We start from the raw sequence: 12,141 nt of genomic DNA, 5'->3' as shown, positions 1-12,141 counted from the left end.
ACCCCTGTCCACTACCGGGACCAGGTCAGCGACCGCGCTACACCACTATCGGGGACTCAACTAGACCCACTTCGAGATCCCCCCTTATCAGCGCCCATATGTCTGGAACGAGGAGAACCAGTGGGCGCCGCTGTGGTCGGATATCGAACGCGTGGCCTGTGAGCTCCTCGAGGAGAAAAGTGAGCAGAGGAGCGATGGCGGAGCTAGGCATTTCCTAGGGGCAGTCGTATACGAGTCGGGCTCAGCCGTCACGGGAGATGTTACGAGGCACACGGTAATTGACGGCCAGCAACGAATGACCACCCTCCAAATCTTGATTCGCGCTGTCTCGCAGGCGATGCGAGAGTTCGATCAGGCAGAGATGGTTGAGATGCTCGACGAACTGATCATGAACAGTTCTCGCCGTTTCCTTGGGAAGCCAACCCGTTTTAAGCTTTATCCCTCACACTCGGACCGCGGGGCTTTTGAGAGGGTCATGACGGGAGGGAACCCCTCTGATCATCGTCTGGACCTGGCTTTCCGCTTCTTCTCCGTGGCGGCACGTGACTGGCTCTCAACAGGAGGCGAGAGTGCGCAGTCAGCGTCGCTGGACCAGCGGGCAAATGCTCTGGGTGCGACGATCCAGGACCGTCTGTCGCTTGTGTCAATTGACCTGAGTGGCAATGATGACGCACAGTTGATCTTCGAAACCCTCAACGATCGCGGCACACCCCTTCTCAAGGCGGACCTAGTGAAGAACTGGGTTTTTCGCGAAGGTGCGCAGTTGAACGCGGATGTTGACGATTGGGCTGTGCGGTTGTCGGATGAGTTTGACCAACCGTGGTGGAGGGAAGAAGTCCAGCAGGGGCGACTGATGCGTTCGCGCATCGATATATTCCTGCAGTACTGGCTCACTATGAAAAGTTGCGCAGAGGTCCGCTCTGACGACACCTTCCGAGCTTTCGTCCGTCAGTCAAAACCCTTCATGGCGGACCGAGATTTTGCGACCAGCTACCTAGAGTCGCTGCGGTCGGATGCGGATATATTTAGGCGCTTTGCAGAACTCGGTTCTGACACGCCCGAAGGGTCGTTTTATCGACGAGTGATTGAGCGTCTCGAGCTGTCAGTCACCACTCCCATATTCCTATGGTTACTTTCCGAAACCACCAAAGTTCCAGCAGATCAACGTTCATTGGGTCTTGCAGCCCTCGAGAGCTGGTCAGTTCGTCGCATGTTAATGCGGATGACGACGAAGGACGTAAACAAGTTTGCCGTAGTCCTTTTGAGGGCCCTTGCCAAAGCTCCTGTAAATCAGGCTGGAAGCGTGCTCCGTAGGGTCTTGTCTGAACAAACGGCCGTCTCTCGCGTTTGGCCGACGGATGCTGAGCTCCAGGATGATCTGAGCGATGCAAAGGTCTACGGCAACATTCGCCAAGATCGCCTACGCCTCGTGCTCGGAACGGTAGAGCAGTCGCTGCGCGACGAAAGCGCCATGCACGAATCGATCACCTTGCCCGAAAGGTTGCAGATTGAGCATGTAATGCCGCAGGGGTGGCGAGCATATTGGGATGAAGGACTTGACCCAGAGGCTGCAGTCAAGCGCGATCGGAGAGTTCACAGCATCGGTAACTTGACCTTGGTCACTCAAGCCCTTAATGGTTCGCTGTCTAACCGGCCGTGGAGCGACGCAATGGCACAGGGCCTGGACAAGGGTGGCCATCCGGGCGAAGGAAAACGAACACTGCTGAATCAATTCAGTCTTCTCGTGCTCAATAAGGAGCTCCTAGATGACCATCCAGATCGATGGACCGAGGATGATATTCGTGCTCGCTCCCTTGCGATGGCGAAGCGTATTTGTTCGATCTGGCCTGGTCCGGATCTCGAGGCGCGCCCCTCGATAACACCGGCCCTCTCCGGTCGAGAAGGGCGTGGGCGTGACGACTTGTGGGATGCGTCATCTGTGCAGGCGCTGGCAGACGACTGCTCCGGGGCTATTGGGGCGGTGTTAGATCAGCTAGCGGCCATTGCACCTGAAGGCTGGAGCACGGTTGAATTTCAATCGGTCGGCATTGCGTCTCCGCATTCGGCCCTTGGCGGTTTGAGCGCCAAGCTCGCCGCAAAGTTCCCAGGGCTTCCCAACGTGGTGGCATTTGAGAAGCGGTCGGGGCAGTGGTTCTGGTCCGTTTCCACGGATTTCGCGAAGCGTTGGGCTGCTGCTCGTTCGCGGTAATGCTGATTAATCGGGACCGCTCCCCTTGCCGTGGCTCGCGGCAGGGCACTGCGAGGGGAGCGGTCCTGCGTGAGGAAAAGCCCAGGCCGGTTTGAGATGGAGGGGATGGTCGCTCGGCCCGGGGCAACCATCGTTCTCACACCACCGAAGCCCACTGGAACACCTGCTCCGGCATGGGGTGCGTCAGCTTCCACGTGATCGCCATCGGACGCTCGCCTACGTGCCTGACGTAGCTCGCGTCGCCGAGGTAGACGTAGGGCGCGCCGCCGCCGAAGACGTCAACCTTGTATTCGCGCATGAACAGCGCGATTGAAGAGCCCCGCTGTGCGTGGTGGATGTAGCGCTGGCCCGTCGCCGAGTCCTCGCGTGTCACGCCCTGCGACTCCCAGTGGAACAGGCCGCGGCTGATGGCGTAGTCGCGGTACATCGTCGTCGGTGAGAAGCCCGAGCCCACCTTGTTCGTCGTCACGAGGAAGGCGTCCAGCGCCTGCTCCGGCCGGTAGTACACACCGGCCACCGCGGCACTCGGGAAGCGCTTCTCCTCGTACGACGCGTACCCGATCGCCGTCAGCAACTCCTCGCGGGTGTAGCGGGCATGCAACGCCAACGGCAGAGTGCCGAGCCGACCGTCCATCGGTCGCGTGGGGTACGTCGCGTTGTCCAGGGCCATCTCGAGCACCGTCGTCAGTTCGCGGCGGAACTCCACCTCGGGGCCCAGGGCAGCCACGGCGTCGCGGGCTGACGCATACCCGCCCCGGGGGAACAACGCCATCGTCAGCACGGGCGCGTACCGGCGTGCCGCGTTCGACGCCTCCTCCCACGTGAACCCGTCTCTCAGCACCTCTCGGTACGCCCGCGAGCGCTCCACATCGTCCACGTGCATGAACGCCCGCACCCGCTTCAGAAGATCGCGCTCCAATGCCGACCCTTCTCGCGGCAGGAGGCCGGCTTCTCGACGCAGAAGAGTCCAGCTCTTGTTGTTCGTGTAGAGGTCGGCCAGCTCCAGGCCGCTGTCGTCGAGGAAGGCTCGCAGCGAGTCGGGCCGTGTCTCGCGGGCCTCACGCACCAGCGACTGCCAACCGCCCGAAACCCCCGCCTTGATGTTCTTCACCACGATGTCGCGCGCCACTCGATCGAACACGATCTGCGAGCCCGCCGGCAGCGGAATGCCGGCCCCGTCGATCGCCGTCGTCAACTCCGTCCGCTTGATCGTCTTCGCCACCGCACGCAGCTTGCGATCCCAGCGATACTCCTTGCGCTGATGCCCGACGAAGTCCAACGCCGTCAGCACCGGCTTGTCGTTCGCCAAGCGCAAACCGCGCCCCAACTGCTGAACGAAGACCGTCGGGCTCTCCGTCGGGCGCAGGAACAACACCGTGTTGACGGCCGGAATGTCGACACCCTCGTTGAACATGTCCACCGTGAAGATCGCCTTGATCTCACCGTCACGCAGGCGACGCTGCGCCTCACCCCGATCCGCGCTGTCGGCCGCCGACGTCACGTGCATCGACGGCACTCCCGACGCCGTGAAGAACTGCGCCATGAACCGCGCGTGCTCCAACGACACACAGAACCCGAGCGCTTTCATTGCGTCCAGGTCGCCCACCTTGGCCTCCACCGAACGCAGCACGTGCGCCGCTCGCTCGGCATTCGTCGCCAGCAACTCACTGAGCTCCGCGCGGTCGTAGGTGCCCCGCGAACCGAGCCACTTCACCGACGTCAGATCCACCGTGTCACCCACGACGAAGTAGTGGAACGGCGTGAGGAGATCCTCCTCGAGCGCATCCCACAACCGCAGTTCCGTCGCCGCGTGCCCATCGAAGAACACCTCGCGCACGTCCTGCCCGTCGGCTCGCTCTGGCGTCGCGGTGAGTCCGAGCAATTCTCGCGGCTCGAAGTGGTCGAGGATGCGTCGGTACGTCGGCGCCGACGCGTGGTGGAACTCGTCGATGACGATGACGTCGTACGCCGTCGGGTCGATGGCCGTCAGATCTGTCGTGGCGAGCGACTGCACACTCGCGAACACGTGCGTGTTGTTCACGGGACGATGCCCGTCGACGAGCAGCTCGCCGAAGTTCGGGTCACGCAGCACCTCCGCGTACGTGCGCCGCGCCTGCTCGAGGATCTCGCGGCGATGCGCGACGAACAGCAGCCTCGGGCGGTTCGAGCCGGAACACATTCGCTTGTAGTCGAGCGCCGCCACCACCGTCTTGCCGGTACCCGTCGCCGCGATGACGAGGTTGCGGTGGCGGCCGTGAATCGTGCGGTGTGCCTCGAGCTCCTCCAGCATGCGTGCCTGGTGTGGGCGCGCCGTCACCTCGAGGCCCGAGAGGCTGATGCCCTCGCTCTTCTGCCGGCCGGACGCGGTGAGCAAGGCGCTATCGAGCCGTTCGCGATCGCGGCTCGGGTCGTACGTCTCGAACGCCGGGTTCGCCCAGTAGCTGTCGAATGTCGCCTCGAACTTGCGCATGAGCGTCGGCGTCGCAATGTCGCTGATGCGCACGTTCCACTCGACGCCGTCGAGCAGCGCCGACGACGACAGGTTCGACGAGCCCACGAACCCCGTGCCGTACCCGCTGTCGCGATGAAAGATCCAGGCCTTCGCGTGCAGGCGCGTACGGCTCGTCTCGTAGTGCACCTTCACCTCGGCGCCGTACTCCGTGACCAACCGATCGAGCGCCCCTCGATCCGTGCACCCCGTGTACGTGCTCGTGATGACGCGGATCGGCACCCCGTGGTCCTTCAACCCCCGCAACTGATCTTCGATGACGCGGATGCCCGGCCACATGACGAAGGCACACAGCAGGTCGACGCGATCGGCCGTTGCGAGCTCGTTGCGCAGCTCGCCGCCGATACTCGGCTCGCCCTGTGCGTTCGTCAGCAGCGCCGCCTCCGACAGGCGGGTACTCGGGCGACGCGTGTACTGACGCCCGGCGCCGAGTCCGGCGGTGGGGGAGAGCGCGAGGAGTTCGGCGAGTTCGTCCTCGGGAAGCAGCTCGTCGTCCTCGTCCTCGAGTGCTCGCAGGATCTCGTTGACGAGGCTCGGGCCTTCGTCGCTGGCGAGATGGCGGACGAGTGACTTCGCCAGGTGGCGAGCGAGAACCTCCGGCGCGATGGCCTCGTCGACGACGCCCTTCGTCACCGTGAAGCGGTCCTGCAGTTCTTCCAACTCGGCCGCGAGGCGAGCAGTAATGAGCTTTTCGTAAAGGCCGGGCCGCATGGGCTCAGGGTACGGCTCGGCCCTCGTCTTCTCTGCGAAGTGTGGTGACGGTTGGGGTACCTGGTGACGGTCAGACGTCACCAGGTACCCCAACCGTCACCTTGTGGGGAGCCTCTCCCGCCTGCTCGCTATCCACAGGCTGACGCATCGCTAGCGGTTGTCAGAGGCGAGGCCTATGCTCGCGCTCATAGTGATCTGCGTCTCACGAGCACGTCTGGCGGAGGCGCGGGCAACGCGGCGATGCCGACGGATCCGTAGGGGTGATCCGGGCACACGCACGAGTCGACGGCCCGGTACGGCTGACCTGAGATCACACCGCAGTCAGCACGTCCCGAACCGCCCGACTTCCTGAACGGACCACACGACTATGCGCATCCTGCTCATCGGCGCCGGCGGCGTCGGCTCGGCCGCCGCGAAACTCCTCGTCGAACGTGACTTCTTCGAGGCGCTCGTCGTCGCCGACTACTCGGCCGAGCGCGCCGAAGCGAGCGCCCGCGCTGCGTCCGAGCGCCGTGACGGCGAGGCCCGCGTCACCTCCGCTCAGATCGACGCCTCGAGCGCCGAGGGCGTCGAAACGCTCTGCCGCGAGCACGCCATCACGCACGTGTTCAACGCCGTCGACCCCGTCTTCGTCATGCCCATCTTCGACGGCGCGTTCGCCGCAGGCGCCGACTACCTCGACATGGCGATGTCCCTCTCGAAGCCCCACGAGAGCGAGCCGTACGCGAACGTCGGCGTCAAGCTCGGCGACGAACAGTTCGCCAAGGCCGATGAGTGGGAGAAGGCCGGACGGCTCGCGCTCGTCGGCATCGGCGTCGAGCCCGGCCTCTCGGACGTCTTCGCCCGCTACGCCGCCGACCATCTCTTCTCCGAGATCGACGAACTCGGCACCCGCGACGGCGCCAACCTCGTCGTCACCGACGACGACGGCCACGAGATCTTCGCGCCGTCCTTCTCCATGTGGACGACGATCGAGGAGTGCCTCAACCCGCCTGTCGTCTGGGAGAAGGGCCGCGGCTGGTTCACCACCCCGCCGTTCAGCGCGCCGGAAACCTTCGACTTTCCCGAGGGCATCGGCGAGGTGGAGTGCGTCAACGTCGAGCACGAGGAAGTGCTGCTCATGCCGCGCTGGGTCGACGCCAAGCGCGTCACCTTCAAGTACGGCCTCGGCGAGGAGTTCATCGGCATCCTCAAGGTGCTCTACACCCTCGGCCTCGACTCAACGGAACTCATCACCGTCAAGGGCCAGCAGATCTCGCCGCGCGACGTCGTCGCAACAGCTCTGCCCGACCCGGCACCATCGGGCCGCGCATGAAGGGCAAGACCTGCGCCGGCCTGTGGGTTACCGGCACCGGCACAGACGGCGAGCCGCGCTCGACGTACCTCTACCACGTCGTCGACAACGAGCAGACGATGAAGGACTACGACTCCCAGTGCGTCGTCTGGCAGACGGCGATCAACCCCGTCGTCGCTCTCGAGCTCCTTTCCACGGGCGCGTGGTCCGGCGCCGGCGTCCTCGGCCCCGAGGCGTTCGACGCCGTGCCGTTCCTCGACCTGCTCAAGGCGCCGAAGCCCGAGGGTTTCGGTTCCCCCTGGGGCATGCAGGAGCAGTGAGATGAGCGACGCAGGATCGGGCGCGACCGTTGTCACCGAGGGCAAGGGGCTTCGCGCGGGCGCCCTGGGCCTCACCGGCAGTGTCGTCGTCGGCGTGGCCTCGACGGCACCCGCGTACTCACTCGCCGCCACGCTCGGCTTCGTCGTCGCGGGCGGCGCTGGCTTCAAGGCGCCCGCCATCATGCTGCTGGCCTTCCTGCCGATGTACTTCATCGCGGTGGCCTACCGCGAGCTCAACGAGGCCGAACCCGACTGCGGCACCACCTTCACCTGGGTGACCCGCGCCTTCGGCCCCGTGGCCGGCTGGATGGGCGGCTGGGGCATCGTCATCGCCGACATCATCGTCATGGCGAACCTCGCCCAGATCGCCGGAGCCTACTCGTTCACCCTCGCGAATGAACTCGGTCTGCACAACAGCCTTGACTCGAGCACGTTCTGGTCCACCGCCGCCGGCCTGCTGTGGATCGGCGTCATGACGTGGATCTCGTTCCGCGGCATCGAGGTCTCCGCCCGCCTGCAGTACGCGCTGCTGACGATCGAGGTGCTCACGCTCATCATGGTCGTCGGGGTGGCGCTGTGGAAGGTCTACTCCGGCAGCGCCCCAGCAGGCTCGGCGAAGCCGTCGCTGTCGTGGCTGTGGCCGAGTGGACTCTCGATGTCGGTCCTGTCGTCGACGGTGCTGCTCGCCGTGTTCATCTACTGGGGTTGGGATTCGGCCGTCTCGACGAACGAGGAAGCCGACGACCCCAGCCGCACGCCGGGCCGTGCCGCCGTCATCTCGACGCTGCTGCTCCTCGTCATCTACGTCTTCGTCTCCATCGCCACCGTCGCGTTCGCCGGAACGGGGGACAAGGGCATCGGGCTCGGCAACGATTCCAACGCCGACGACGTGTTCACCGCGATCGGTCCGTCGCTCTTCGGTGACACCTTCCTCGGCCACGCCGGGCTGGCGCTCCTGGCCATCTCCATCCTCACCTCGTCGGCCGCCTCGACGCAGACGACGGTCCTCCCGACGGCGCGCACCGCCCTGTCGATGGGCGTGTTCCGCGCGCTGCCGGCCAAGTTCTCCACCGTGCACCCGCGCTACCAGACGCCCACGTGGTCGACGCTCGGGATGGGCATCGCCTCCGCAGGTTTCTACCTGCTCATGACCCTCATCAGCACGAACATCCTCGGCGCGCTCATAGGCGCGATCGGGCTGCAGATCGCCTTCTACTACGGCATCACCGGCTTCGCGTGTGCCTGGTTCTACCGGCACTCGCTACGCACTTCGGCGCGCCACTTCGTCAACCGCGGACTCATTCCGTGCCTCGGCGGAGCGTTCCTCTTCCTCATGTTCGCCTACGCCGTGAAGTCGTACGCCGAACCCGACTACCTGCTCGACGACAACGGCAAGAACGTGACCATCTGGGGGTTCGGCGCCGTGGTCGTCGTCGGTGTCGTTTCGCTCCTGGGTGGCTTCGCGCTCATGGCCCTGCAGTGGTCGCGGGATGCGGCGTTCTTCCGGGGGCGGACGCTGCGCACCGGCTCGTTCGAAGACCTTCAGCGCTGGCGCGCCGAGGGCACCCAGTACGGCGTCATCGGTGGCGATGTGACGATCACGCAGGAAGGCGACCTCGTCACCGACGGCGGGCTCAGCGGCGTACCGACGGGGCCGACCCCGACAACAGGCGAAGGTGAAACGCGATGAGCGACTCGACCGTCCGATACCTCGTCGCGTGGGGCGGCGACGCCCGCTCCAAGGACGCCCTCGCCCTCGGGGCGACGCTCGCCCGCACCTTCCGGGCTGAGCTCGCCGTCGTCTACGTCGTGCGCGAGGAGACGTTCGGCGCCCACACGTTCGGCGATGTCAGCTTCACCCAGGAGGTCGTGCGCCAGGCCAGTGAGCGCGTGCAGAAGCACCTCGACGCGCTGACCGGCCTCGACGACGTCGTCCTCCACGTCCGGCGCAGCGGATCCGTGGCCGAGGGCGTGCTCGACGTCGCGAAGGAGATCGGCGCCGACCTCATCGTCATCGGCGCGGGCACCGGCACCCGGGCGCTGACGACGAACGCCATCGTCACCGCGCTCCTGCACGCCTCGCCGGTGCCGGTCGCGATGGCTCCGCGCGGCTACCGCAAGGACGCTCCCGCTGAATTGACCGAACTCGTCGCTGCGGTCGGGCCCCGCGCCGGCGCCGGCCGGATTCTCGAGGAAGCCATCCGCGGCGTCGAGCGCGTCAGCCTTCCGCTGCGCCTGGTCTCGTTGCTCGAGCTCGGCACGGACGTCGACGTCCCGGACGAACGCGTCGAAAGCGTGCGGGCGGCGCTCGAGCGTGCCGCCGAGGAGGTCGACGTGGACGAAGTGACGTCTCACGTCGGTCAGGGCAAGAACCTCAAGGAGGCCATCGCGAACATCGAGTGGAAGCCCGACAGCGCGCTCATCATCGGTTCGTCCCGCCTGGCGCAGGGCAAACAGACCTTCATCGGTACAGTGGCGAGCCGGATGCTCGCCCACCTGCCCATCCCGATGATCGTCGCCCCGCGAGGCGAATGAGAACGAGGTCAGCCCCATGAAGGTTGTCTGTGCCCCCGATTCCTACAAGGAAGCGCTCTCGGCGGTCGACGCCGCCGCAGCGCTGGCTCGGGGAGTGCGCGGCGTCCTTCCGTCGGCGGACGTCGTCGATTTGCCGGTGGCCGACGGGGGAGAGGGCACAACCGAAACCCTCATGGCGGCGCTGAACGGTCAGCTGATCGCCGTGGACATCACGGACGCGCTCGGACGTCCTCGCACAGCTGAGCTCGGGTGGGTCGCTTCGGAACGCCTCGCCGTCGTTGACGTTGCGCAGGGGGCCGGGCTGCATCACATCGAGGTGGAACTGCGCGATCCTTACCGCTCCTGCAGTTCTGGTGTCGGGCACCTCGTCTCGGCCGCGCTCGATCTCGACCCGCGCCGGGTCGTCATCGGTCTCGGAGGATCGGCAACGAACGACGGTGGCGCGGGCATGATCTCCGCTCTCGGTGGGCGATTGCTCGACTCCAACCGCAGGCCGGTCACTCCGACGCCCGAGGGCATGAACAACGTGGCCTCGCTCGACCTGTCGGAGCTCGACCCGCGGCTTGCGGGTGTCGAGGTGATCCTGGCCAGTGACGTGACGAACCCGCTGCTCGGGCCCGACGGCGCCACCGCCGTCTTCGGGCCGCAGAAGGGCGTGACGCCCGCGCGGGTGCCCGTCATCGAGAAGGTGCTCGCAGGATGGGCCGACGTTCTCGAGACGGCGACGGGCCGTGAGGTCCGCGACCTGCCCGGGGCGGGCGCTGCCGGGGGACTCGGCGCTGCGTTCCTCGCTCTCACGGGTGCGACGCTCCGGCCGGGTCTTGATGTCGTCGCCGAGGCCGTGGGGCTTGAGGAGGCCGTGCGAGACGCTGACCTCGTGCTCACCGGCGAAGGCCGCATCGACGGGCAGACCCGCTTCGGCAAGACGCCCTGGGGCGTCGCCGAAATCGCCCGCCGTCACGGCGTGCCCGTCGTCATGCTCGGGGGAGAGGTCCGCCCGGAGGGGCGCGCCCTCATCGACGACACGATCGTCGCCGTCGAGCCGATCCACACCGGCTACACCGACCTCGACGAGGCGCTCGCCAACACCGGAGCCGACCTCGAACAGGCAGCGGCGTCGGCCGTCGAGCGAATTCGGTAGAGGCGCGGCGTCGTCGGTGACGACGCGCGGCTCGATACCCTTTCCCCGTGACACCGCCGAGCGAGCAGGCCCCGCGCACCCCCGCGCGTGAGCGCCGCGTGCCCGGCTGGCTGCGCCGTCTCGCACCGCAACGTTCGTGGATCGCCCAGCTGGCAGCCTTCGGCGCCATCGGGCTCTGCCTCATCGGCGCGTGGACCATCGTGCGCGACCCCTTCGCGCCCACCGGCGTCGCCCAGGGGGAGACCGTCGCCGATGCCCAACAGGCTCAGCCCCCGGCGCCCGGTGGCGCCGCGGACGTCGAAGGCGAGCAGACCATCTCGGCGGTCGATGAGAAGTTCGTCCTCTGGTCGGTGACCAACGCAGGTGACGACACCCTCTTCGGCCTCGGGGAAGGCGACTGCTCCGGCACGCCGTGCCCCGCCCTCGTGCGCTCCACCGACGACGGCAAGACGTGGACGCAGATGCACACGTTCAGCTCCGCCGACACGTCTGCGGCAACCGGGGCCACGCAGCCGCGCGTCCAGCCCGCCGGTGCCCTGAGCGAAGTGCTCTTCACCTCGCCGAGCACGGGCTACGTCTACGGCGGCGACTTGTGGGTCACGCGCGACGGCGGACGCACCTTCACCCACGTCGACCACCCCGGCAGCACCGTCCTCGACGTCGTCGTCCACGACAAACAAACCCTCGCGCTCACGGCGTCGGGCTGCATCCAGGGCACCTGCTCGGGGCGTCTGGAGATTTCCCGCCTCGGCGGCGGAGACACCCCGCGGTTGGCCCAGACGATCGCCGCCGCGACGCCCACGAGCCAGATCGACGCCGCGGACCTCGTCGTCGGTGGTGACAGCCTCATCGTCCTCGCCGGCAACGAACCCGGCAGCGGGGACGCCCCCGGTGCCTGGCGTCTGGCCGGCGACAGCCTCGCACCCCTCAACCCCGGATCGGCCTGCAGCGGAAAGCCGTTCAGCGCCATCGCGGGCAACGGCACCAACCGTCTTGTCGCCGTCTGCGATGAAGCCGTCTCCGCCAAGACGACGAGCTTCACCACCGTCACGAGCACCGACGGCGGCGGCACCTGGCAACTCCTCGGCACCGGCAACCTGTCGCTGCCCACCCAGGGCGGCATCTCGCTGGCCACGTCCGACGGCGAACACATCGTCGCGGCTTCCGGCGGCCCGCGCACCGCCGCCGACGCCACAACGCGCACCTCCGACGACAACCCGCTGCGCGTCTCCTCCGACGGCGGCCGCAGCTGGAGCGAACCGAGCGGTGGCGACGACGCGCCCACCGGTGGCATGGATGATGTGCGCACCCTCGGCCAGGAGTTCCTCGCCCTCTCACGTACCGACGGCGAGCTGTGGCGATCGAGCGATCGAGGAGGCCGCTGGACTCACACGTCCGTCGCAGGCCACGGTGGTTGAATGA

6 protein-coding genes and 1 pseudogene are annotated in these 12,141 nt (G+C 66.5%); 6 read left to right on the top strand and 1 reads right to left on the bottom strand.

The genetic code is table 11. The annotated features are described in order from the left end of the window. The first annotated feature begins 76 nt into the window (after nt 1-76). On the top strand, nt 77-2,209 hold the full coding sequence (locus tag EVU97_RS04480) for a DUF262 domain-containing protein (RefSeq protein WP_255417454.1): 2,133 nt from the start codon (nt 77-79) through the stop codon (nt 2,207-2,209). A gap of 136 nt (nt 2,210-2,345) precedes the next feature. Here the strand turns inward: EVU97_RS04480 and EVU97_RS04475 are convergent, their stop codons facing one another. Then, complete coding sequence (locus EVU97_RS04475; RefSeq protein ID WP_129663815.1) at nt 2,346-5,429, bottom strand: DUF3427 domain-containing protein; 3,084 nt, start codon at nt 5,427-5,429, stop codon at nt 2,346-2,348. 367 nt (nt 5,430-5,796) lie between these two features. Between EVU97_RS04475 and EVU97_RS04470 the strand changes: the two are divergent. From EVU97_RS04470 to EVU97_RS04450, 5 genes and pseudogenes are all read left to right on the top strand, one after another. Beyond that, nucleotides 5,797-7,043, top strand: a pseudogene (locus EVU97_RS04470) (saccharopine dehydrogenase family protein). Nucleotide 7,044: 1 nt separating this feature from the next. Further along, on the top strand, nt 7,045-8,733 hold the full coding sequence (locus tag EVU97_RS04465; RefSeq protein WP_129663813.1) for an APC family permease: 1,689 nt from the start codon (nt 7,045-7,047) through the stop codon (nt 8,731-8,733). Further along, complete coding sequence (locus tag EVU97_RS04460; protein ID WP_129663811.1) at nt 8,730-9,578, top strand: universal stress protein; 849 nt, start codon at nt 8,730-8,732, stop codon at nt 9,576-9,578. Before EVU97_RS04465 ends, EVU97_RS04460 begins: the two co-directional genes overlap by 4 nt. Before the next feature lie 16 nt (nt 9,579-9,594). Continuing rightward, complete coding sequence (locus EVU97_RS04455) at nt 9,595-10,719, top strand: glycerate kinase (RefSeq protein ID WP_129663809.1); 1,125 nt, start codon at nt 9,595-9,597, stop codon at nt 10,717-10,719. Nucleotides 10,720-10,766: 47 nt separating this feature from the next. After that, nucleotides 10,767-12,137 (top strand): hypothetical protein, encoded by a 1,371-nt coding sequence (locus EVU97_RS04450; RefSeq protein WP_129663807.1) that lies wholly within the window; start codon nt 10,767-10,769, stop codon nt 12,135-12,137. Nucleotides 12,138-12,141: the final 4 nt, after the last annotated feature.

Origin of the sequence: Dermacoccus sp. 147Ba, from assembly GCF_004151355.1 — a bacterium.
GTDB lineage: Bacteria > Actinomycetota > Actinomycetes > Actinomycetales > Dermatophilaceae > Dermacoccus > Dermacoccus abyssi.
Note: the sequence above shows the minus strand (reverse complement) of the source record. Positions and strands in the feature narration are given on the sequence as shown.

Excerpts from the sequence above, each read along its gene's own strand:
- EVU97_RS04455 (WP_129663809.1), top strand. The coding sequence starts at position 9,595 with ATGAAGGTTGTCTGTGCCCCCGATTCCTACAAGGAAGCGCTCTCGGCG.
- EVU97_RS04465 (WP_129663813.1), top strand. The coding sequence starts at position 7,045 with ATGAGCGACGCAGGATCGGGCGCGACCGTTGTCACCGAGGGCAAGGGG.
- EVU97_RS04460 (WP_129663811.1), top strand. The coding sequence starts at position 8,730 with ATGAGCGACTCGACCGTCCGATACCTCGTCGCGTGGGGCGGCGACGCC.
- EVU97_RS04475 (WP_129663815.1), bottom strand. The coding sequence starts at position 5,429 with ATGCGGCCCGGCCTTTACGAAAAGCTCATTACTGCTCGCCTCGCGGCC.